This is a genomic window from Desulfotomaculum sp. (assembly GCF_982386235.1).
Map to the genome: position 1 here is coordinate 1 of NZ_CEVWQM010000012.1, position 22,603 is coordinate 22,603.

Genomic DNA, 22,603 nt, shown 5'->3' on the forward strand with positions numbered 1-22,603 from the left:
AAATCTCTTCCCTTGTTTTGTTGTGCCCAAACCGGGGCCTAAATGGTAAAATTCGCCTTCGTAGATGTAATAATTTTTATGTCACAAATAAAAAAGGGCGTGTCGCCATACGTTTTCATTTAAACGTTTTGCGACACGCCCCCCTTTGCTAATTATTGATTTGATTAAAAACCTTCCTTCGGTGACTCTTCCTTAAACAAATCCGTAGATAAATATCGTTCCCCCGTATCGGGCAATAACACGACCACCATTTTCCCCTTATTTTCTGGCCGACGTGCCACCTCCAGGGCAGCATACATTGCTGCTCCAGCAGAGATTCCCACCAGAATTCCCTCTTCCCGGGCTAATCTTCGGGCGGTTTCCATGGCCCTTTCACCCTCTACCTGAAAAACTTCATCTACCATTTCGAGATTAAGTACCTCAGGAATAAAACCTGCCCCAATGCCCTGAATAGGGTGTGGTCCCGGCTTTCCTCCAGATAATACCGGTGAGGCAGCTGGTTCCACTGCCACAGCTTGCAAAGAAGCTTTTTTCTCCTTAAGATAGGCACTGATTCCAGTAATGGTTCCGCCAGTTCCTACACCGGCAACAAATATATCCACATTCCCACCCGTATCCTCCCAGATTTCCGGGCCGGTAGATTCCCTGTGGGCCCTGGGGTTGGCTAAGTTGGCAAACTGCTGCAGAATCTTGGCATTACTCATTGTTGCCACCAATTCCTCAGCCTTGGCGATAGCACCCTTCATACCATCAGCCCCAGGGGTCAGGACGATTTCTGCCCCGTAGGCCTTTAATAAACTGCGCCTTTCCTGACTCATGGTTTCCGGCATGGTAAGAATTAATTTCATGCCCATGGAAGCACAAGTCAGGGCTAAACCTACCCCCGTATTACCACTGGTAGGCTCAATTAAAATTGTATCCTTGTTGATGGCACCGCTCTGTAAGGCATCGGAAATCATAGCATAAGCAATTCTGTCTTTCACACTACCACCCGGATTAAAGAATTCCACCTTGGCCAGTACTTCAGCATCTATTTCCCTCGTAATGTTATTTAGCCTGACAAGTGGTGTATAACCAATGGTCTCTAAAATACTGTTGTACACCGGCATCTTAAACCCTCCATAACAAAATTTATGTACCCTTAGGTTAGTATTGCATATTAACCAAGTAATAATCCAGCATGATCTATGAATTTTAATTCGTTATCTGTAGATTATATCCATATTTTATCACTAACAATTAGTTTGAAAATCCCTAATTGAACCCCCACTCCGTATAAATAGAAAAGCCGATCCAAACACATGTCCGGTCGGCTTTAATTGCATTTTATATAGCAATATTGTCAATATTTCACTTGAATTTACTGTAATCTCTTCAATATTTTGGTGATTATTTATTTAAGATTGTTTGCTTCAAATTCTCTCATTAATTCAACCAACTTCTCAACACCTTCAATCGGCATTGCATTATAAATAGATGCACGCATGCCTCCAACCGTTCTATGACCTTTTAGGTTCACAAAACCTGCAGCTGTGGCTTCCTTAACAAATTTGGCATCCAGATCTGCATCACCAGTTACAAAGGGAACATTCATAAGGGAGCGGTCTTCTTTGACAACCGTACCCTTGAATAACCGACTCTGATCCAGGAAATCGTAAATAATCTTTGCTTTCTTCTCGTTGTATTCCTTCATTGCTGTTAGACCACCGGATTTTTTCAGCCACTTGAAAACCTTACCGCAAATATAAATTCCATATGCAGGCGGCGTATTATATAAGGACTTTGCATCGGCATGGGTCTTATACCGCAACATGGTTGGCGTACCCGGAAGCACATCCTCTGTGATTAGATCTTCTCTGATAATTACAATTACTACACCTGCGGGCCCTACATTTTTCTGAACCCCTGCATAAAGAACACCATATTGGGTTACATCTACCGGCTCTGATAAGATACATGAGGAAGCATCGGATACCAATATTTTGCCCTTTGTATTGGGTAGCTTTTTAAATTTAGTTCCGTAAATGGTGTTGTTCTCACATATATAAACATAGTCAGCATTCTCTGAAATCGGGAGGTCAGAGCAATCAGGGATATAGGAAAAAGTTTTATCCTCACTGGATGCAATTTTATTAACCTTCCCAAATTTCTGGGCTTCTTGGTAAGCCTTTTTGGCCCATTGCCCGGTAACGATATAATCTGCAACACCGTTTTTCATCAGATTCATAGGAATCATCGAAAATTGAAGGCTCGCACCACCCTGAAGAAACAACACTCTGTAGTTGTCGGGAATATTCATTAAATCTCTTAAATCTTGCTCTGCAGTAGTAATAATCTCCTCAAAGGGCTTTGAGCGATGGCTCATTTCCATAACAGACATTCCTGTACCGTTATAATCCAGCATTTCATTGGCAGCTTCTTTTAAAACTTCTTCCGGCAATACGGCTGGGCCTGCTGAAAAATTATACACTCGTGACATCTTCGGTTCCCCCTAGTTATAAGTATTATTTTTAATCCTTCATCATTGCTAACCCTGAATTTTTTGTGGTAATTCATTCTTTTTCTCTTAAAGAGTAACACAGCAATTCTAAAGCGGTTATTCTAGATTATATTGGAATAAGTTAGTAAATTCAATGTAATTTCTACAATATTTTTATGCTACTCGTTGTGTTTTTTGTTGGGTGTTAAAAAATGTGTCCATTTGAAGCTATGGACACCGGAATTAAATGGAGCAACCGCTTTTTCCAGTAGCATTGGTTTAACAGGAAAGGAAAGCAAGATATCATCCCAGGAGTAGTATGCCGCTGCTGAGTGATTTGCATTACCATTGATTAAAGTTACTACGTAATTGATGTATATGCAATAAAGGCAGTGAGTTTCGCCCTTGTTTCTATGTCGCTCGGTTCAGATTGTACAGATATTCCCCTGACGCTATAAACTCGAAGCAAACCGTAAGCACCATCCCCTCGGTTTACCCAGAACTTTGCCAGTGCCAGTGAACTTAGCTATAAAAATATCCGTCCTGGTTATAATAAATTCAACTATTTAAAATGGATACTTTTCTATGCTGGAAGGGGACAATAACTTGAAACAAAAATGGGTCTTTTTTCTAACTTTAATTATTGTTTTGGGCTTATTACTATTATCAGGATGTGCTGCTGATGAGGAGATTATTGAAAATGCCTCCTATATAGGTTCGGATGCCTGTATCAGTTGCCACCAAAATATTGCCGATCACTATGGCATGACAACTCACGCCAAAATTTTTACAGGCATCGATAAATATCCTGTAAACTGGGATCAAAACGTCACTATCTGGGCTAATGCCGAGGGGGAAGATCCCCAAAGTACAGAATTGAATTTGAAAAACTCCCTAGGAGTAATGCTAGATCACTATGTGGTCAGTAAGATAGATGGAATTCCGGGTTTTCACAGAGTAGCTGCTTTAGAGAAAACCGATACTGGTTATGAGCTACAACCCCTAGACATAAAAGATGGGAATGACAAGGAATGGGTGGCCAAAAGTTATTCTAATTGTGTAGGTTGCCATAGTCCGGGATTAAGCGTTACAGGAATAGGAGCAAAAAACCTTGAATCCGGGCTAAGTTGTGAGACCTGCCACGGACCTGGAGCTGTCCATGCCCAAACAAAAAAACCAGAAACTATTATTGCGAATCAGAATGCCTGTATTACGTGTCACACTCTGGGAGAGCCAGCGCAAGCTGAAACTGGGGATTTTTTGATTGCTGATACCCATTACGGGGTTCGGAATTGGTTTGTTTCTGACCATTACACCAGCGGTTATTTAGCTTGTTTAAGTTGTCATACTCCCCACAGCACGAATAAACAGGGGAACATGCTAAAACAAGACTCCTTTAATGAAAACTGTGCTACCTGTCATGGACGGATGAAATTTAACCAAGATGAAATTATGTGGAAAAACCCTACCGATCTTCGCGGTCATTTCACCCGGGATCATAGTTTTGGTAAACTCCTATATGAAGATTTAGGGGATAAGCCAGAAACTAAGGAAATTGAAATAACGAACCCCGAAGCGATTAAAACAATCAAAAACTCATCCAAAGGGGGTGAGTAAAATGATTACCCTAAACAATCTTTATATCCAATATATTGGGTTGTTAATATTAATAGCAATCGTCGGAACGCTTATGATAACGGTGGCTCATTATATTGCAATTGGCCCTAATGCAAAAGGTTTAGGCAAATTAAAGCCGGAAATACAAAGACTTAATTTTCTGGAAATATCGTCCCATTTTATAAGAATGGCTAGCACGATCATTTTAGCCATTACGGGTATAGCCTTTGCTGTTTACAACACCCTTGGTCTAAGTTATCAATTTATTTTACATATCCACCTTTTCTTTGCTGTACTCTTTGCCCTTTCTTCATTCGTATCCATCCTAATCTGGATTAGAGATAATACCTTTAAAAAATATGATTGGGAATGGTTTAAGGTAATGGGAGGATATCTAACCAAAAAAGAAATCCATCCTCCCGCCGGCAAATTTAACGCAGGACAAAAGCTTTTTTACTGGCTTACCACTTTTTTAAGCATTTTTATCATATTTTCCGGCTATTTATTAACTTACCCTGCTCAATTCTCTGTCTACATGGTATTATGGGCATCCATTATTCATGGTGTTTCAGCGGTTATGCTAATAGCGGTGGTTATAGGTCATGCTTATTTAGGTAGCTTTGCTAACCCTGGAACAATTGGGTCTATCGCCCATGGTATGGTAGCCAAAGAATGGATTAAACTTCATCATCCTAAATGGGGCGATTGATGCGTGTGAGAATGTTATAAATTTTGCAGCTAATGCCTAGATCACTAAAAGGATTTAGGATGTTGATAACCATCTCTTTATCATCCGTTATCTTAATCCAATTCGCTGACCGTCGGTGTTCATACCGACGGTTTTTCTTTTTAGACATGATACCCTCAAGTCCATTTTTGGTTACCGCTTCCCAGAGCAGCAATCCCTTACCGCTTACTCTATTGTTGTATATGTTCCCTGTTCTTTATCTTTTTAAATAAAAGTTCTATTATAACAACAAAAATTAAACAGCAAACAATAAATATCGTGTTAATATTAAACTACTAAAAATGAGCGAGGTGCTTTTATGAAACCTGAAACACTCTTTTTAAAGATTGCTGTTATTCTTATGGGCCTTCCAGTCCTTGTCTTGTGCCTATTGGGGTTGTTTTGGTTAGCTAAAGATACCGTAAATCCAGATTATGCCCCTATGCTATATCCCATTGTAATCGGTATGTATAGTGCGTCGATTCCTTTTTACTTTGCTTTGTATCAAGCGATTAAGCTATTAAGCCATATTGACAAAAACAAAGCATTCTCGGAATTATCGGTTAAGAATCTAAAGAATATAAAATACTGTGCAATCGCAATCAGTACCTTGTACGTGCTAATCATGCCATTTGTCTATCTCTTCGCCGAGCAGGACGATGCTCCGGGTCTCCTTATAATCGGAATGGTCATTATCTTTGCTTCAATGGTGATAGCAGTCTTTGCTGCTGTTCTTCAAAAGCTATTAAAATATGCCATCGACATAAAATCAGAAAATGATTTAACGGTTTGAGGTGAATAACATGGCCATTATAATCAATATTGATGTGATGCTAGCTAAAAGAAAAATGAGCGTAACTGAACTTTCGGAGAAGGTTGGAATAACCATGGCTAACCTATCCATCTTAAAAAATGGAAAGGCAAAGGCGATTCGATTATCAACTCTGGAGGCAATTTGTAAGGCTTTAGAATGTCAGCCTGGAGATATTTTAGAATACAAAAGTGACGATGACCGTCAAATATAATAACGTATGGTTAATAAACAAGGATTAGGGAGGTATAACCATGGACATTAGCAATTTGATTATAGAAAACATTGCTAACCCCCATGAGCTGGAGAGAATATATAGAAAAGAACCCGAGGCTTTTAAAAAGTCTATCTCATACACCTGGAAAAAGAACCCTAATTCGCAGGTTCTTGCGGTTTGGTATGAAAGATTGTATTTCAAGGAGACAGTAAATCCAGAAAAACCTTCCTTGTTTCGGAAGGATTTCTTATCCATGGGCATTTTAGCAATTCTGGCCGGGATAAGTACCCGGGTAATTTGGCATTTTGTCGAACAGCAAGCAATAGCCCCTATTAACCTTATTTTTGGTATCGTTCCCTTTATTGCTGCCTATTTTGTATATAATAATACGCCTAACAAAAAGGTTCTTTACACCCTTGCATCGTTATTCCTAATCTCTGGCTTTTATTTTAATATGCTGCCATTGGAGCAAAAAGACAGTATTATCCTGGCTTATTTACACCTTCCTATTTTCTTATGGGTACTATTAGGTTTAGCATTTACAGGAAATGAATATGGCCTAGGCAGTGCAAGATTAGCCTACCTTAAATTTAATGGGGAATTTTGCATACTCTATGCCAGCATGGCAATCAGCGGCATGCTACTAACAGCATTAACCATGCAGTTGTTTAGAATGATCGGCATGAATATATCTGAATTCTATTTTGAAAATGTCGTTTTATTTGGAGCCGCCGCCCTCGCTATTGTGTCGACACACCTGGTATCAAGGAACCTTAAACTTGCTAAAAATATTGCACCATATATAGCCAAAATCTTTAGTCCTCTTGTACTGGTTACTTTGTTGGTCTATCTTATAACGGTTATTTGGGTTGGTAAAAATCCATTCTCGGACCGCAATTTCCTTATCGTCTTCAACGGAATACTCCTAAGTGTATTGGCCATCACCATATTCTCCATTACCGAAAGCAGCACAGACGAGAAAAAGAACATTTCTAGTTATATAAATTTTGCCCTAATCGTTCTTGCGCTTGTCATTGACAGTGTGGCGTTATCAGCCATCGTGTTCAGGCTTTCTTCTTTTGGCATTACACCCAACCGACTCGCTGTGTTAGGAGTAAACATCCTTATCTGGACCAATCTAATTTGGATTATGCTCTCCTATATGCGTTTTCTACAAAACAAAACAGGACCTTTAACCATCCAAAATGCCGTTACCACATATTTGCCTATCTATGGACTCTGGGCAGCTTTCGTTACCTTTACTTTTCCTTTAATTTTTTCTTAGAAAAGTTAAGACAGGCACTGGTTTGGGCCAGAAGAATATGTTACTGGAATTCTATTTAATTAAATGACCACATCAGCATAAGCTGATGTGGTCATTATTGTGACCAATGTGGTCAAAATGTGATCATAGACCAATCTAAGAATTCTTCAACCCTTGATTTTACCGGGTTTCAGGCATTTATTATATCATGCCGCCCATCACATACGAGCTGTAACAATTATTATGTGAGTGCGTTAAAAGTGCTGAAACAAAAGGATTTGTTAATTTATTACTGTAACATCTACGATGATTTTTAATATGTATTTCATAGCCTGCGTGAGCATTTTGTGAGCATTTAAAATTCGGATTATCATTGCTAATTAAGGGCTTAAGCTATTCTATTTATGTTTTCTTTTTAAACATCTGCCGCTCCTTTTCCCGCATCTCTGCCAACACATCAGCCACCGGCCTTCCGTATATCCTAGAGTGCCTTTTGGTTAAGAAAGAATTATCCTGACTCTCATATCTATTCCCCACCAGATCGGGAGCGTTAACTAAAAACGGTTCCCGGTACTCTCCTTTTCCATCTAACCAGCTAGCAATATACTGAAACCTTGCGGTTCCTTGCATGGCCGTCTCAGGCGTAAAGGTTGGGTAAAGGTAGTTCTCCGTTCTCCAGTCGTTGATACACGGCATCGTTTGTATTCTTGAATATATGCCAGTTAAGCGAACTACTTAAAAGAATCTCCACAAAAGCACTCGGTAACCGCTTGAAGTTGAGGAACAGAAACAGTGGTGCTACCAGATACTTAGGCCCCTCTGCCAGTAGACGCTTGCAAAAGTGTATTAGCCCGGGCGACAAGAATTGGTGGGGCTCATTAAGCACCAACCACGTAGGAGCTCCTACTCCGCCCATAGAAAGTTTAGTTAAAAAGAAGAATACGCCTGGGTCTATTATATCTTTTTAATCCACTTAACCATACCAAAATACAAATTGCTGATATAATAGTAACATCATACTATACTACAAATATTTCTAAGTACGTATTTTTAATCTCTATCATAGTTCATTCTCCTCGTAAATAATATTAAATTTCTAATATGGTTTAATCCTTCAGCACTATCTTTTTATTCGGTCATTATTGAATGAAAGTAAAGGCGAATAATTTAAACTTCTCTTACATCTCTACACCCTTGCATGTCAAGGAAACAATTAGAAACCGCCATCACTGGCGGCTTTCTCTTACAAAGATGACACCCTTCTATCTATAGTTTGCTTTCGTACGACAAGTTGAATCATTATGCACTACCACGCTAAAGTTGACAAATAAAAAATCCGTGATACAATTAACAAGTTGCCGCGGGATAGAGCAGTTGGTAGCTCGTCGGGCTCATAATCCGAAGGTCGTAGGTTCAAGTCCTGCTCCCGCAACCAAGAAAATTAACCCTGCCGAATGGTGGGGTTTTTGTATTTATCCTGGCATAAGAAAAGAGCCCGGAGGCTCTATTTTACAATGTAACTATAGATAATATTCCTCTTATAATACCTTACCTCTCCTACAAATAACTCTCCTGGCTTTTTTAGATTAGGTAATCTAGAGTCTAAGTTGCAATTAATCTCTTCTATTTCTGCTACTTTAAAGTAATTTGCGTGATCTCCAGTTAAAATACCTGAGCAAATTTGTCCATCAATAGTCTTTATAACTATACGGCTCCCTATCATTTAAAGCACCTCCCCTCCCGCAAATTTCGGCAAAAGGAGAACAATTTCCTGCAAAACAAAAACTGCCATCACCTGGCGGTTCACACTACTACTTATGCCATTATAGGGCCTTTTTAACTACCAAATGTTGCATATTTGTCGCATGTTTCATTTGCTAACCCTAACTCTATTGCAATGGCAAGTAATATCCCATTTATCCAACGATATAATGTCGCCCTATCGCAGCCAATTTCTAGTGCTATACCAGCATCAGTTAGTCTTCTTGGACGTTGCCAGTACTTTAGTACTACCAGTTTAACCTTTTCTTCAGGTAACTCTCCAATAACTATATTAATAGCTTTTATTACCTGCTCCATTCTTTTTATTCGCTTGTTAGTAAGAATGGCAATTGCTTTGGCTTCAGCTGGTCTCCCAATACGATGGGTAAATGCACTTGTATTACCACCAACATCATCAACCATCGTAGGTGCTCCTTCTGCAATATCCTCTTTAAGCTCTATTAATTCCATTTTCGTCTGAGGATAATCCCTAAGTTCTGCCTCTATATATGCTTTAATCTCCTTTTTTAGTGCCATCTTCCCCCACCCCCACGATTATGATATACTGAAATTGCTAGATCTCCGCTCTGCCCATGCGGGTGGGGCTTTTGCTTATTCCGGTTGGGTTCCTATAAGTTTTACCTTATGTGGTTCATCACAATATCTGTATTTTACTTCAGACCTCTTCGGATGTAGAATTTAACCATAGCAAGAAACAAATGACTCAAACCGAAAAGAGGTGCAACAAAATGCGTAAACTAATCGAAGAACTTCTCTTCATTGCAGATGTTGCTTTTGAATATGCATACAATAAGCGCAAATAGATTTACTACTAAACTCCTTCCTGATTTAGGGAAGGAGTTTTTTGTTGTAACATCATGGATGGAATGTTCACTAATGTTATTAAAATGTTACAGGGATTAGAGATTTTGTATTGAATGAGACAAGAATAACAGTTTTGATATCTTATGTTTTTGAGGTGTATTAATGAAACGAACAATAATTATTTTATTACTGCTTTTTACCTTGACTGGTTGCAAGGAAAATGTCAAATCTAATGAAATGTACTTCTTAACAAGTGCCAAAGAAATTACTTTTGAAAAGTATAGTACCGTCATGGGCTTACCAGAGAATCAAATTCTAATAACAAATGACCCTACCGAAATTAGTAAAATTATTAATTCTATCCTAAGTGAAAAAGACTGCGATGAAGATTATATCTTTGCAAGGATTCAAAAGCATCCTGGATTACCGGAATATATTAAGAAGATAGAATACAGGATGGAAGGGTTGTTAAAGCTGGCTGGTTTAGACGAGAGCCTTACCCCCCACTCCTTGCGTCACACTCATACCTCATTATTGTCAGAAGCTGGTGTGGGCCTGCCTGAGATCATGGAGAGGTTAGGGCATGATGATGACGATACCACCAAGAAAGTATATCTGCACGTTACAAAAACAATGAGAAAAGAGGCTGCCCAAAAGTTCAGTAAACTAATGAGCAACCTCTAATCTGTAACATCTTTTCATAGCCTGCGTGAGCATTTTGTGAGCACTACGGGCTACTTATATCGTTGGCACCAGTAATTACACGGGTTTTAAGACCGTTTTACATCATGCCGCCCATGCCACCCATGCCGCCCATACCGGCCATTGGGTTGCCGCCGTCTTTTTCGGGCTTATCGGCTACTAGTGTCTCAGTGGTCAGAACCATGGCTGCGATGGAAGCAGCGTTCTGTAAAGCGGAACGAGTCACTTTAGCAGGATCGATAATACCGGCAGCGATCATATCAACATATTCTTCGGACATGGCATTGAAACCTTTGCCAGTGGTACGAGCTTTTTCTACTACTACAGAGCCTTCAAAGCCTGCGTTGTTGGCGATTTGACGTAGGGGCTCTTCCAGGGCACGCTTGACTAGATCTACACCAGTTTTTGCGTCACCTTCAAGCTGAATGCTGTCTAGGGAAGAGATGATATTTACAAAGGCAGCACCACCGCCGGGTACGATACCTTCTTCAACAGCTGCACGAGTAGCGTTTAGAGCATCGTCAATGCGCAGCTTTTTCTCTTTCATTTCAACTTCAGTGGCTGCACCAACTTGGATAACAGCTACACCGCCAGCCAGCTTGGCCAGACGCTCTTGTAGTTTTTCGCGGTCAAATTCGGAAGTGGTATCTTCGATTTGCTTCTTAATTTGAGCGATACGTCCCTCAATACTAGCTTGCTCTCCGGCACCGCCAACAATGATGGTTTCTTCTTTCTTAACCCGAACTTGACGAGCAGTACCAAGCATTTCTAGGTCAGCCTTGTCTAACTTGAGACCGATATCTTCGGTAATTACGGTACCACCGGTCAGAATAGCAAGGTCTTCTAACATAGCCTTACGACGGTCACCGAAACCAGGAGCCTTAACGGCTACTACATTAAGCGTGCCGCGAAGTTTGTTCAGCACCAGGGTAGCCAGTGCTTCACCTTCCAGGTCTTCACAAATCAGCAGTACGGGCTTGTTGCCAGTTTGGACAACTTTTTCCAAAACGGGCAGCAGTTCTTGTACGGAAGAAACTTTCTTATCGGTGATTAAGATGTAGGGATCGGTGAGAGCCGCTTCCATCTTATCCGTATCCGTGATCATGTAAGGAGAAATATAACCACGGTCGAAATTCATACCTTCAACAACCTCTAAATTGGTCCCAATACTCTGGGATTCCTCAACGGTAATAACGCCGTCTTTACCCACTTTTTCCATGGCTTCGGCAATCAGGTTACCGATGGACTCATCGTTAGCAGAAACGGTAGCAACCTGGGCAATCGCTTCTTTGCTCTCAATGGGCTTGGCCATTTCTTTAATTTCTTCAACGGCCTTTTCTACTGCCTTTTCAATACCACGCTTGATAATCATGGGGTTCGCACCGGCGGCTACGTTCTTGAGACCTTCACGTACCAAAGCTTGGGCTAAAACAGTAGCAGTGGTGGTGCCGTCGCCGGCAACATCGTTAGTCTTGGTGGCTACTTCTTTAACCAGCTGCGCACCCATGTTTTCAAAGTGGTCTTCCAGCTCAATTTCACGGGCGATGGTTACACCATCATTGGTAATGGTGGGAGCACCAAATTTTTTCTCAATGACTACGTTACGACCCTTGGGTCCAAGGGTTACTTTAACAGTTTCGGCCAGAGCATTAACGCCTCTTTCCAGTGCCCTGCGAGCTTCTTCGCGGAAAATAATTTCTTTAGCCAAGGTTTTGACCTCCTTAGAATCTTAAATACTGGGTAAGTACAAAAACAGAAAATAAATTATTCAATAACAGCCAGAATGTCCATTTCACGCAGGATTAAATATTCTTCTTCGTTTAGTTTAATTTCGTTGCCAGCATACTTGGAGAAAAATACTTTGTCCCCTGCTTTTAAATCAAGGGCAGCACGCTGACCATTTTCCAACAGACGACCGGGGCCTACAGCCACGATTTCACCCTGCTGGGGTTTCTCCTTTGCAGTATCAGGCAGTACAATACCGCTTTTAGTTTTTTCTTCCTGGGGCAGTGCCTTAACGACTACCCTGTCACCTAATGGTTTAATCACAAAAAACCCCTCCTTTGAAATATTTAAGGTTTTTAGAATATACGGGTAAGATTTTTGTTAGCACTCATCTGTGTTGAGTGCTAACACCTAATAAATATAATATAGAACAAGAAATTTAAAATCAAATACCCCGTAAAACAAATACAACCAATTATGTTGCTTATAATCCATAATACGGGTATTTATCTTTTAATTTCTCCTTCTACATTACATTTACATTGGCTTTTATCTATTATTTCCCTCACTAGGTATTTTTGCCCTATTCCTGGTTATTTTATGCAATGTTTTTAACAAATTTTAGATTATTTTAAAAATGTCCGCATTCCCCACCACGGCCTGTCAAGATCTCCAGGCCATGGGGCAATACCGGCAAAATAACATCCAGGCATTCCCTTACTCCTTTTACGCTGCCAGGTAAGTTAATAATTAGGGTTTTACCTCTGGTGCCACTGACTGCTCTGGATAACATAGCCTTGGGGGTTTTTTTCAGGCTTTCAGCCCGAATGGCTTCTGCCAATCCTGGCACCTGCCGATCGATAACGGCAAGGGTAGCCTCCGGCGTATTGTCTCTGGGTCCCAACCCGGTTCCACCCGTGGTGAGAATCAAGTCCATACCCGCCTGATCAGCAAATTCGATGAGGGTATTTTTTATAACCTCTGGATCATCCGGTACAATGCAATATTGTTCCACATTCCCTAAACCCTTGACCATTTCTCTTATTGTGGCACCGCTAATATCTTCTCTTTGCCCCTGGGACCCTTTATCACTCATGGTGACAATTCCTATTTTGTACATTTGCTCCCACCTCACCTTTTGATCTAATCTTCACATATTGGCTGCGTTGGGGTACAATAAAAGTAACTGAATTTTGCTTTATTATGCTTTTACCTTCTAGGGGGTTATCAAATGGTCAAGCAATCAAATAAAACAACTTCTCAAATTATACGTATTAAAGGGGACAAAATAATAACCACCGAAGACTTTCTTGTGCGGGAAGTACCCATAACACTGTTTCTAAATGATAAAGAGTTTGTTACAATGGTTTGTTCTCCTCAGGCAGTGGAAGAATTGGCCATCGGGTTTCTTTGCTCGGAAGGCCTTTTACAATCACTGGATGAAATTAAAAACATTCGGTTTGACGAAGAAAACGGCATTGTTTACCTGGATGCGCCAGGTATCGAGGCCGAGTCTAAGTTTCTTAAACGAAACATAACCAGCTGTTGTGGCAGGGGACGACCCGTCTTTTACTTCGTCAACGATGCAAAAAGCATGAACAAGGTAACCACCGATCTAATGATAACACCCGGCATGGTCTGGGATCTCTCTGACCGTCTAGAGGAAATGTCTACCCTTTTTCAGGAAACAGGTGGTGTTCATAATGCCGCCTTATGTACCCCCACCGAGGTTGTTTATTTCTATGAAGATGTAGGACGTCATAACGCTGTGGATAAAATATTTGGTCGTTCCTTTTTAGACAAAATTCCTTTGGAGGATAAGATCCTGGTCTTCAGCGGTAGAATTTCTTCGGAAATCGTTATCAAAATTGGCAAAATGGGATTGCCTGTAATTATCTCCCGCTCTGCCCCGACCGATCTAGGCTTAGAAATGGCCCAGCAGTTAGGTATCACCGTGATCGGCTTTGCCAAGGGAGAAAAAATGAATGTCTATACCTATCCCGAGCGGATTTTGGGATAGCTTTGGAGTATTACTTATGGATCGGCCATGGGCCAATGGGCGTGTGCCATGGCTCACGGCCCATTCCCAAAGCACTCAGCAAAAGTCTCCTGACAAACCCTTTCCACCTTTTCCCGAAACTCACCAAAGCACTTAACTAATTTGTTGCCTTCAGGTGTCAGTGTAGCACCGCCGCCGAGATCCCCGCCAACTTGGGTTTCTACCAGCAAAACCCCCCAGCTTTTTTCTGCCCTTTTGATTTTTCCCCAGGCAGCCCGGTAAGACATACCCATTCTTTTAGCTGCCTGGGATATGGACCCATAATCGTGCACATTCAAAAGAAGATAATAGAGCCCATCGCCAAAATTGGTCTCCCCCTTTTCCAGCCACACTTTACAGCCTGGTCGAAAAGGTTCTGCCGGAGGCCGCTTCAGGTTGTCCGGGTCATTCTTCTTCATACTTCCTCCTAGATCCCCTGACGATACATAACCCCGCCGCAATCCCGCAGGTCATAGCCACCCAAGGCTGCCACCTGGTGTCTGAACTCTGGGGTTGCAATCACTTCCAACAATCGTTTGATATAAGGGGTATCCCAATATTCACCTGGAATACAAAGGTCATAACGTTCTTCTACCACTGGCACAAAATCTAAATCCAATGCCTTAGCCGCCGCCAGGATACCCAATGAGGCATCGGCGGCACCACTGGCCACTGCCGCTGCCACTGCCATATGGGTATACTCTTCGCGGTTGTAGCCATAAATGCTATCTGGATCAATATTAAGTTGCTTTAGGCGGTAGTCCAACAAGATCCTGGTACCGGCTCCCCGCTGTCGGTTAATAAAGCGAATCCCTTCCCGGGCCAGATCTTCTAAACCTTGAATCTCAAAGGGATTGCCCTTAGCCACCATCAGGCCCTGCTGACGGTAGACTAAATTCACCAGAACGACCGGACGATCCCCCAACAATCTTTGAATATAGCTCACATTGTAATCACCCGTCTCTTCATCCAATAGATGGGTTCCAGCACAGTGACATTCGCCCCGCTTCAAGGCCGAAAGACCTCCCAAACTGCCTACATTGGCACTGGAAAGGCTGGCTTCGGGAAACCTGCGGCGCAGGTGATTGGCTAAAATATCCAGGGACATATCATGACTTCCGATGACCACCGTGGTCTGTCTTACTTCTTCCAGTGGCCGCATCAGTTCTACCTTAACGGATTCCCCCGCTCGGTAACCCTCCGAAAGCCTGGGAACTCTTAGCATGCCATCGGCCCGAACCAGGGACATGATGACCCCCGCGCCCCTAGAGATGGGAGTGGCGATTAACTTCTCACCTACCTGACCCATCTTTACCCGGATGAATTCCTCTACCCCCATGGGAGATGGCATCTTGCGTGAAACAATGGCCTCGGCGGTGACCGGATTGGGCGGGATCGAGCCTAACATTTTATAAATAATGGGACGAACAAATAACTCCATGGCCAGATAGGCTGAAACCGGATAGCCGGGTACACCAATTACGGGCTTGCCATGGATTTCACCCAATATAACGGGTTTCCCCGGCTTTATGGCCGCACCATGGGTTAAAAGTGTGCCCAGCTCCCGCACCAGCTCCGCGGTATAGTCCTCCCGTCCCGCGGAAGACCCCGCATTAATAACAACAACATCTGCCTTTGCCACTGCTGTAAGAATCGATTGCTTTAATTCGCCCCAGTCATCAACAGTAATCGGCCAACGCAGGGGTTCACCGCCCCAGGTTTCAACTAGGGCACCAAAAACCCTGGTGTTATACTCTACTATATCACCGGGCTTGAGAGCCCCCCCGGGTTGAACCAATTCTGTACCAGTGGGCAATAAAGCCACCTTGGGTTTGGGATGAACTTTAATTTTACCGATGCCCCCAGCCAAAATTCCCCCAATATCCATTGGTCGAATTTTATGATTCGCTGGCAGAATCATCTCGGTGGCCACCACATCTTCCCCAATGGCCCTCACATGTTGCCAGGGGGCCGCTGCGGAGGTTATTTCAAAGACATCCTCTGCCACAAAGTGAACATCTTCAATCATAATCACTGCATCACAACCAGCAGGGATCGGATCGCCCGTATCCACCACCTGAGCTTTCTCACCCAATTGAATCGTCTTAGGTGCAGCATCGGAGGCCCCAAAGGTAATGGCGGAATCCACCGCAATACCATCCATGGCCGAAGCATTGTAATGGGGTGAAGAATGAAAGGCAAAGATAGGTTCTGCGGTAACTCGCCCCAAAGCTTCCTCGGTAACAATCTCCTCTGGTGCAAGGGGAGCCAACGTGCCTTTTCCCCTGAGGTGCTGGAACAAGCCCTCTAATGCTTCTTCCCACGGGCGATCATCCAGATATACATCACGTTTATTTCTCATGGCTTAATCTCCTGTTCTTTTTATCTAAAAAAGCCATACATCTAGTAATTCCCCAGCTTCTACCCCTTCTTTACCCAGGGGAATGTGGGCCACGCCGTCAGCTTTCACCATGGTACTGATCAGTCCTGACTTACCCAACACAGGATCAGCCACGACGGTGCCATCATCCAATCGGCGCAGAGCAACCCTTACAAAATCCTCTCGTCCGGTGGCGGAGTGTATATTTCGAGTAATGGCTGCCCGTAAGGGATAACTTCTATCGGTCACCCTGTGCAGGGTTCCCTTAATGATCGGTCTTGCTAATAGGTCAAAAACAACCATGGCTGAGACTGGATGACCTGGTAAACCAAAGACAACCTTCCCCTCCACCACAGCCCCAATCGAAGGCTTGCCCGGTCTTATAGCAATACCATGGAATAATAGCCCCGGATTGCCCAAGGTTTCGATAACCTTAGCCGTAACATCCCGGGCACCCACCGAACTGCCACCGGAAATCAGCACCATCTCATTTTCCTCGAGAGCGGTTAACATAGCCTGTTGCAAAGCAGCAAAATTATCTTCAATAATTCCGTATAGAGTGGGTCTCCCCCCAGCCTCTAAAACCTGCCCATAAAGGGCATAGGAATTGATATCTCTCACCTTGCCGGGGCTGGTGGGTTTTTCCGGATCAATTAGCTCGTTTCCAGTGGATAGAATACCAACCTGCACAGGTTTTGTCACCGCTACCTCTGTAACACCTACCGCCGACAATAGGCCCAGATCCTGGGGGCGCAGTCGGTGACCTGCCCTTAATACCACACTGCCCTTGGTAACGTCCTCCCCCCGCCGTACCAGATTGTCTCCGGGTGCCACTGGTTTGGTCACACCAATGGTTCTTTCATCTAACTCCTCTGTATATTCCACCATAACCACTGCGTCAGCACCGGGGGGCAGCATGCCACCTGTGGGAATAGCCCAGGCTTGTCCCGATCCGATGGGACCCAGGGCCTCTTGCCCCATCAATACCTCTCCGGTCACATCCACATAGGATGGTAAACTTTCAGAAGCCCCAAAGGTGTCTCTGGCCCGCAGGGCATAACCATCCATCGTGGAGCGATCAAACCCCGGGATATCCTCTTGGGCAGTAATATCTCGGGTTAATATTCTATTTAATCCCTGTAGAAGTGGTACCGTTTCTTCACTCTGCCAGGCAGGCAAATGGGAAGCTAAGACACCTCGGGCCTGCTGCACGGTGAGTACATTAAATAATTCCGCCAAAATGATTCCTCCAAAATCCATCTTGAAAAATGGCCATGGGCTTTAAACCATCATCTATGTCATCCTCTGATGGTGTTGTCAGGATGCATGGGAATTTCCCTAGATTTAGTTTAAAAACAGCCCAATTCGCAGGCCTTTATTTTTATTTTTAACTCATCACAAATATCCCCCACAACCTTTGGGGGTACATCATTATCACTGGCAATCTTTCTAGCAGCAGTACAGGAGAGTTTACCTTCCTTTGCTGTTGCTTTAATACTTTGTAGGATTTTTTCTTTTTGTTCGTCCATTGTGAAATCTCCCCTCATATTGGAATGCAGCCTATTTGTGTTATTATTACAATACAATGTCAAAATATCCTGCCGATTCCAGTAAGTGCTATGTTGTTTTTGCATAACGATGCCGTTATTTGTAAAAAGGAGAGAGAAACTTGATTATTGGACTTTCTAATACAGCCTTTGAATATAGGGGAACGATTCAGGACATTATTTGGTTATTTTACCCAGGTGCCATATTCGTTGAGTCTGAGGGAGATTTTTCGCTCCATTTAAACCTAGGCCAGGCAAAAAAACTTTGGGCAGAGGCCCAACTATTTGCGAATGGTTCAGCCCTGGCCCAGAGGGAAGAAGGACTACCCCTGGCAGCAGAGGAAACCCCCAATGAACTAAAACGACTGGCCCGTTTGGCCGTGTATAGGCTATTGTCTTCCTATAGCAAAAGAAGTCCCTCCCCCTGGGGTATTATGACTGGCATTCGACCCACCAAGGTGGTGCATCGCTTACTGTCTCTTGGCTGGGACCAAGAGACAGTAAAGACTTACTTACAGGATCATTATGCCCTTCGCGCAGATAAAGCAAAACTAATCACCTCCGTAGTGGCGGTGCAGCGTCCTTTACTTTTATCAAAGGAACAAACTAAAAAATTGCTTGGTATCTACATCGGCATTCCGTTCTGCCCTTCCAGATGCCTTTACTGCTCATTTCCTTCCTACTCCATTAAGCGTCACCGGGACATGGTAGACCCTTTTTTTAAGGCATTGCTTACAGAAATAAAAGTCATCGGAGAAACAATAAAATCCCAGGGGCTTCTTGTGCAAAGCATCTACCTGGGAGGTGGCACGCCAACCAGCCTAAATTATGATCAGCTTCAGCTACTGCTGCAGGCTATCCAGCAGCATTTGAAAACCCCCGGCACCCTAGAAATAACGGTGGAAGGAGGACGTCCTGATACATTAAACGATGATGTTTTTGCCCTGCTAGCTGATGCCGGGGTAAATCGGCTGAGCATCAATCCCCAGAGCATGAACCAAAAAACCCTGGATATAATTGGCCGTGCCCATACCGTTGAGGATATTTATCGTTCCTTCGAATCAGCTAGGAAATATCCCTTCGCTACTTTAAATATGGATTTAATTATTGGTTTGCCCGGGGAAACAGTTAAAGATGTGGCTAGGACCATAAACCGTGTGCTACAGCTTAAACCAGAAAATATAACAGTCCATGCACTGGCCCTCAAACGGGCTTCTAACCTCAAGCAGCGTTTGGCTGAATTTCCTCTGCTGCAGGCCGAAGAGGCAGTGGCCATGTGGCAGGAAACTGCCCAGGGTGCAGCAGACCTTGGCCAACGACCCTACTATATGTATCGTCAGAAGCAAATGGTTGGTAATCTGGAAAACATCGGCTATGCTCTGCCTGGCCACGAATGTATTTATAACATTCAAATGATTGAGGAACGACAAACCATTATTGGTCTGGGAGTTGGAGCTGGCTCCAAGTGGCTAGACCCGGAAACCTTAACCTTAGTAAATGAGTATAATGCCAAGGACCCCAAGCAATATGTGGAACGGCTGGATGAATATATTGTGCGTAAACTAAAACATCTCAAGGAAATCTTCTAAGGGACAAAGCCCGAACACTCAATGATCCTCTTTTCCGTGATAATATATTGCACTGGTTGATCGTACTGTCCCATCCGGTTTGAAAAATCTTGCTTAACTTGCAATTCATAGGCCAAAGCCACGGTAACGGCACCTTTTTTAAGGCGGGGTATGAAACGGTCATAGTACCCGCCGCCGTAGCCCATGCGGTTGCCTTTATGGTCAAATACTGCCCCCGGCACAATAACGAAATCAATCTCCCATGGGTCAATGGGTCGTACCTTATCTGGTGCAGGTTCTAAAATACCATAGGAACCACGGGTAAGGTCGGAGGGGTAATTCACCAACTGAGAAGGGGTCATGGAGCGGTCTACTGTGTTGGCCACAGGAACCATAACCCTTTTCCCAACACCCAAAGCATGCTTAATTAAGCTATTCGTTTTTACCTCATTTCGAAAGTCCAAGTAAACCATGATTGTACCGGCCCCTTGGTAAAGATTCATCCCAAGCAATCTTTCTATCACCTGGCCGCTTTTTTCTATAACTTCCGCTTGAACAAGGGCACTACGTGCTTCCAATACCTGTTTTCTAATTTTATTTTTCTCCATCCTCGTAACCTCTGTTATTAAATAGTATAAAATCCTCCCCCTTTGGGGGAGGATTTTATACTAAATTTGATATACCTTATCACCTGGTACCACACGGACCCCATTCTCCTCTAGTACATGAATGGCCTCATCCACTTGCTCTACTCGGAAGACAATTAAAGCCGCACTGGAATTTTGCGTAACAAAGGCATATAGGTACTCAATATTAATCTCTGCCTTTTCAAGATAACGTAGAATTTGGCTCAAGCCGCCTGGCTGATCCGTAACCTCTACTGCTATGACATCGGTGGAACTGACGGTAAACCCGCCTTCCTTTAAAACCTGATAGGCCAATTCGGGCTTGTTGACAATCAACCGAAGAATACCAAAATCCGTGGTGTCAGCAATGGAAAGAGCCCGAATATTAATACCATTGTTCCCCAGTACTTCGCTCACATTGGCCAGCCGACCCTTCTTATTTTCCAGGAAAATGGATATTTGCTGTACTCGCAAATGAATACCCCCTTCTTTTTAATTTTACGCTTCCCTTTTATCAATTACCCTTTGGGCCTTGCCTTCACTTCTCGGTAAACTTCTAGGCTCTACTAGTCTTATTTTAGCAGAAATACCCAACACACTTAATATGCGCTGCCGCAATCTTCTTTCCAAAACCTCCAGGCCTGCCACCTTATCTGAAAACATTTTCTGGGATAACTCTACTTGGATCTCCAGATCATCCATGCCCGCTTTGCGATCTACCACAAGAAGATAATGGGGCTCTGTTTCACCAAATTCCAGCAGCACACTCTCAATTTGAGATGGGAATACATTGACACCCCGGATAATCAGCATATCGTCGGTGCGGCCAGTTATGCGCTCCATACGCAGGTGGGTTCTGCCGCAGGCACACTTTTCTTGATGCAGGGCTGAAATATCTCTGGTTCGATAACGGATGACAGGGAAACCCTCTTTGGTCAAGGTGGTGAAGACCAACTCACCCTTTTGACCATAGGGAACGGGTTGCTCGGTCTCGGGATCAATAATTTCTGGGATAAAATGATCTTCAAAAATATGGAGTCCATTTTTACAAGGACATTCCACAGCAACTCCAGGACCTAATACTTCACTTAAACCATAGATGTCATGGGCCCTAATACCCAGTTTTTCTTCCAGTTGGGCCCTCATATTATCAGACCAAGGCTCTGCACCAAAGATACCAACCCTTAGCCGCAGGTTTTTTAGATCAATGCCTGCCGCATGAATTTCCTCTGCCAGATACATCGCATAGGAGGGTGTGCAGGTTAGAATGCTGGCACCAAAGTCTTGTAAGAGCATAATTTGACGAGACGTATTGCCGCCGGAAATGGGTACGATGGTAGCTCCTAAACGTTCAGCACCATAATGAATTCCCAGTCCACCCGTAAAAAGCCCATAGCCGTATGCATTTTGCAGCACATCTTCTTTCGTACCACCGGCAACCGTAATGCAACGGGCCACCAAGTCAGACCAGATATCCAAATCCTTTTTGGTATAGCCTACCACGATGGGTTTTCCTGTGGTTCCAGATGAAGCATGCATCCGTACAATTTCACTGCGGGGTACCGCAAAAAGGCCAAAGGGATAGGTATCCCGTAGATCTTTTTTAGTAGTAAAGGGCAGATTTTTTAGGTCAGCCAAAGAATTTATATCCCCAGGAGAAATTCCTTTCTCTTGGAAGGCCTGACGGTAAAAAGGAACCGAAGTATAAACCCTTTCCACCAGCCTTTTCAGCCTCTTTAACTGAATGTCTGCCAGTTGATCCCGTGACATTGTTTCATGATGAACATCCCAATATAAAGCCATCTCCTATACCCCCATTTTACCAAATTTTTATAGATCTTATTAAATTAAATAAGAGAACTCTAAAAAAAATAAAAAAACCCCCGTCCCAGCAAGGGACGGAGATACATCCGCGGTACCACCCTAATTGGCCATAGGCCCTACTCACAGATACGGGAGCAAATCACCCCGGTAAAGACACCAACAAAACAAAAAACCCCAATCCCAAAGGGACGGAGTTGTTTCCGTGGTACCACCCTACTTGCTAAGAGCCACTTTACCGGTACGGGATATGATCCGATACCTTTTCCCTTTTAACGGCAGGAAGCCCCGTCTGCACCTACTATTCTTTCAGCACAGAAACTCCGGAGGGAACTTCAATCAACCATACCATAAAGAAGCTTCCAGTCTCGACTTCTTTTCCCTGTAAGGCTGGGAATGATTTACTTTTCTCCATCATCGACTTTTCATATCAACTTAAACATTAAGTTACCATAATCTTAGCCCTAAGTCAATAAATTTTACTGTTCGGTTGCT

General features: G+C 43.2%; 24 protein-coding genes, 1 tRNA gene and 1 other annotated feature. Of the genes, 9 read left to right on the forward strand and 16 right to left on the reverse strand.

Translation table 11 applies throughout. From position 1 onward, the window contains the following. Window positions 1–164: 164 nt before the first annotated feature. Both cysK and serC read right to left on the reverse strand, forming a co-directional pair. Window positions 165–1,109 (reverse strand): cysteine synthase A, encoded by a 945-nt coding sequence (gene cysK / locus AC1U9Z_RS08655; RefSeq protein ID WP_479957037.1) that lies wholly within the window; start codon window positions 1,107–1,109, stop codon window positions 165–167. Between the two features lie 284 nt (window positions 1,110–1,393). After that, window positions 1,394–2,479 carry a 3-phosphoserine/phosphohydroxythreonine transaminase gene (gene serC / locus AC1U9Z_RS08660; protein ID WP_479957039.1) on the reverse strand — a complete coding sequence of 362 codons (1,086 nt, stop codon included), beginning with the start codon at window positions 2,477–2,479 and terminating at the stop codon, window positions 1,394–1,396. A 606-nt stretch (window positions 2,480–3,085) separates the two neighbouring features. Here serC and AC1U9Z_RS08665 point away from each other — a divergent pair. Together AC1U9Z_RS08665 and AC1U9Z_RS08670 are read left to right on the forward strand one after the other, a co-directional pair. Beyond that, the gene (locus AC1U9Z_RS08665; RefSeq protein ID WP_479957041.1) at window positions 3,086–4,096 is read left to right on the forward strand and encodes a multiheme c-type cytochrome; all 1,011 of its coding nucleotides are present in this window, start codon (window positions 3,086–3,088) and stop codon (window positions 4,094–4,096) included. A gap of 1 nt (window position 4,097) precedes the next feature. Beyond that, entirely contained in the window at window positions 4,098–4,805 is a 708-nt protein-coding gene (locus AC1U9Z_RS08670; protein WP_333529148.1) for a formate dehydrogenase subunit gamma, read from the forward strand. Here the strand turns inward: AC1U9Z_RS08670 and AC1U9Z_RS08675 are convergent. Further along, window positions 4,789–4,953, reverse strand: a complete 165-nt coding sequence (locus AC1U9Z_RS08675; protein WP_479957044.1) for a hypothetical protein — start codon at window positions 4,951–4,953, stop codon at window positions 4,789–4,791. The genes AC1U9Z_RS08670 and AC1U9Z_RS08675 overlap by 17 nt on opposite strands. Before the next feature lie 189 nt (window positions 4,954–5,142). Here AC1U9Z_RS08675 and AC1U9Z_RS08680 point away from each other — a divergent pair, with 189 nt between their 5' ends. Genes AC1U9Z_RS08680 through AC1U9Z_RS08690 form a run of 3 tightly spaced genes read left to right on the forward strand, consistent with a single transcriptional unit; the run spans window position 5,143 to window position 7,136 of the window. Further along, a complete protein-coding gene (locus tag AC1U9Z_RS08680; protein ID WP_479957046.1) occupies window positions 5,143–5,616 on the forward strand; it encodes a DUF2975 domain-containing protein in 474 nt (157 codons plus the stop codon). A 10-nt stretch (window positions 5,617–5,626) separates the two neighbouring features. Continuing rightward, window positions 5,627–5,848: a helix-turn-helix domain-containing protein gene (locus AC1U9Z_RS08685; RefSeq protein WP_333529151.1), complete on the forward strand. Its 222-nt coding sequence runs from the start codon at window positions 5,627–5,629 to the stop codon at window positions 5,846–5,848. 40 nt (window positions 5,849–5,888) lie between these two features. Then, window positions 5,889–7,136: a DUF4153 domain-containing protein gene (locus AC1U9Z_RS08690; protein ID WP_479957048.1), complete on the forward strand. Its 1,248-nt coding sequence runs from the start codon at window positions 5,889–5,891 to the stop codon at window positions 7,134–7,136. Between the two features lie 381 nt (window positions 7,137–7,517). On the opposite strand, the gene AC1U9Z_RS08695 is transcribed toward AC1U9Z_RS08690, so the two are convergent. Beyond that, a complete protein-coding gene (locus AC1U9Z_RS08695) occupies window positions 7,518–7,811 on the reverse strand; it encodes a hypothetical protein (RefSeq protein WP_333529153.1) in 294 nt (97 codons plus the stop codon). Window positions 7,812–8,474: 663 nt separating this feature from the next. On the opposite strand from AC1U9Z_RS08695, the gene AC1U9Z_RS08700 reads away from it, so the two are divergent. Next, window positions 8,475–8,550, forward strand: a tRNA-Met gene (locus AC1U9Z_RS08700). Between the two features lie 69 nt (window positions 8,551–8,619). On the opposite strand, the gene AC1U9Z_RS08705 is transcribed toward AC1U9Z_RS08700, so the two are convergent. Together AC1U9Z_RS08705 and AC1U9Z_RS08710 are read right to left on the reverse strand one after the other, a co-directional pair. After that, a complete protein-coding gene (locus AC1U9Z_RS08705; RefSeq protein ID WP_333529154.1) occupies window positions 8,620–8,838 on the reverse strand; it encodes a hypothetical protein in 219 nt (72 codons plus the stop codon). Window positions 8,839–8,951: 113 nt separating this feature from the next. Then, window positions 8,952–9,413, reverse strand: a complete 462-nt coding sequence (locus AC1U9Z_RS08710; protein ID WP_479957051.1) for a hypothetical protein — start codon at window positions 9,411–9,413, stop codon at window positions 8,952–8,954. A 450-nt stretch (window positions 9,414–9,863) separates the two neighbouring features. Here AC1U9Z_RS08710 and AC1U9Z_RS08715 point away from each other — a divergent pair, with 450 nt between their 5' ends. Beyond that, window positions 9,864–10,385 (forward strand): tyrosine-type recombinase/integrase, encoded by a 522-nt coding sequence (locus AC1U9Z_RS08715; RefSeq protein ID WP_479957053.1) that lies wholly within the window; start codon window positions 9,864–9,866, stop codon window positions 10,383–10,385. Between the two features lie 97 nt (window positions 10,386–10,482). Here AC1U9Z_RS08715 and groL read toward each other — a convergent pair whose 3' ends face one another. The 3 genes from groL to AC1U9Z_RS08730 all read right to left on the reverse strand — a co-directional run bounded on the left by groL (window position 10,483) and on the right by AC1U9Z_RS08730 (window position 13,248). After that, a complete protein-coding gene (gene groL, locus AC1U9Z_RS08720) occupies window positions 10,483–12,111 on the reverse strand; it encodes a chaperonin GroEL (RefSeq protein ID WP_333529157.1) in 1,629 nt (542 codons plus the stop codon). A gap of 56 nt (window positions 12,112–12,167) precedes the next feature. Then, the gene (groES, locus tag AC1U9Z_RS08725; RefSeq protein ID WP_333529158.1) at window positions 12,168–12,452 is read right to left on the reverse strand and encodes a co-chaperone GroES; all 285 of its coding nucleotides are present in this window, start codon (window positions 12,450–12,452) and stop codon (window positions 12,168–12,170) included. 307 nt (window positions 12,453–12,759) lie between these two features. After that, on the reverse strand, window positions 12,760–13,248 hold the full coding sequence (locus AC1U9Z_RS08730) for a MogA/MoaB family molybdenum cofactor biosynthesis protein (protein ID WP_479957058.1): 489 nt from the start codon (window positions 13,246–13,248) through the stop codon (window positions 12,760–12,762). A gap of 111 nt (window positions 13,249–13,359) precedes the next feature. On the opposite strand from AC1U9Z_RS08730, the gene fdhD reads away from it, so the two are divergent. Continuing rightward, window positions 13,360–14,148 (forward strand): formate dehydrogenase accessory sulfurtransferase FdhD, encoded by a 789-nt coding sequence (gene fdhD / locus AC1U9Z_RS08735; protein WP_479957059.1) that lies wholly within the window; start codon window positions 13,360–13,362, stop codon window positions 14,146–14,148. A 53-nt stretch (window positions 14,149–14,201) separates the two neighbouring features. Here the strand turns inward: fdhD and AC1U9Z_RS08740 are convergent, their stop codons facing one another. The 4 genes from AC1U9Z_RS08740 to AC1U9Z_RS08755 form a co-directional block, all read right to left on the reverse strand. Then, window positions 14,202–14,585, reverse strand: a complete 384-nt coding sequence (locus tag AC1U9Z_RS08740) for a winged helix-turn-helix domain-containing protein (protein ID WP_479957061.1) — start codon at window positions 14,583–14,585, stop codon at window positions 14,202–14,204. Window positions 14,586–14,593: 8 nt separating this feature from the next. After that, window positions 14,594–16,528 carry a molybdopterin biosynthesis protein gene (locus tag AC1U9Z_RS08745; protein ID WP_479957063.1) on the reverse strand — a complete coding sequence of 645 codons (1,935 nt, stop codon included), beginning with the start codon at window positions 16,526–16,528 and terminating at the stop codon, window positions 14,594–14,596. Between the two features lie 24 nt (window positions 16,529–16,552). Next, the gene (locus AC1U9Z_RS08750; protein ID WP_479957065.1) at window positions 16,553–17,806 is read right to left on the reverse strand and encodes a molybdopterin molybdotransferase MoeA; all 1,254 of its coding nucleotides are present in this window, start codon (window positions 17,804–17,806) and stop codon (window positions 16,553–16,555) included. Between the two features lie 89 nt (window positions 17,807–17,895). Then, complete coding sequence (locus AC1U9Z_RS08755; RefSeq protein WP_333529164.1) at window positions 17,896–18,075, reverse strand: hypothetical protein; 180 nt, start codon at window positions 18,073–18,075, stop codon at window positions 17,896–17,898. Window positions 18,076–18,215: 140 nt separating this feature from the next. On the opposite strand from AC1U9Z_RS08755, the gene hemZ reads away from it, so the two are divergent. After that, window positions 18,216–19,682, forward strand: a complete 1,467-nt coding sequence (hemZ, locus tag AC1U9Z_RS08760) for a coproporphyrinogen dehydrogenase HemZ (RefSeq protein WP_479957066.1) — start codon at window positions 18,216–18,218, stop codon at window positions 19,680–19,682. Here the strand turns inward: hemZ and AC1U9Z_RS08765 are convergent. Genes AC1U9Z_RS08765 through AC1U9Z_RS08775 form a run of 3 tightly spaced genes read right to left on the reverse strand, consistent with a single transcriptional unit; the run spans window position 19,679 to window position 22,090 of the window. Continuing rightward, window positions 19,679–20,269: a 5-formyltetrahydrofolate cyclo-ligase gene (locus tag AC1U9Z_RS08765; RefSeq protein WP_479957068.1), complete on the reverse strand. Its 591-nt coding sequence runs from the start codon at window positions 20,267–20,269 to the stop codon at window positions 19,679–19,681. The genes hemZ and AC1U9Z_RS08765 overlap by 4 nt on opposite strands. Before the next feature lie 60 nt (window positions 20,270–20,329). After that, window positions 20,330–20,761, reverse strand: a complete 432-nt coding sequence (locus AC1U9Z_RS08770; RefSeq protein ID WP_333529167.1) for an ACT domain-containing protein — start codon at window positions 20,759–20,761, stop codon at window positions 20,330–20,332. Window positions 20,762–20,785: 24 nt separating this feature from the next. Continuing rightward, window positions 20,786–22,090 (reverse strand): phenylacetate--CoA ligase family protein, encoded by a 1,305-nt coding sequence (locus tag AC1U9Z_RS08775; RefSeq protein WP_333529168.1) that lies wholly within the window; start codon window positions 22,088–22,090, stop codon window positions 20,786–20,788. A 202-nt stretch (window positions 22,091–22,292) separates the two neighbouring features. After that, window positions 22,293–22,535, reverse strand: a binding site (T-box leader). Window positions 22,536–22,603: the final 68 nt, after the last annotated feature.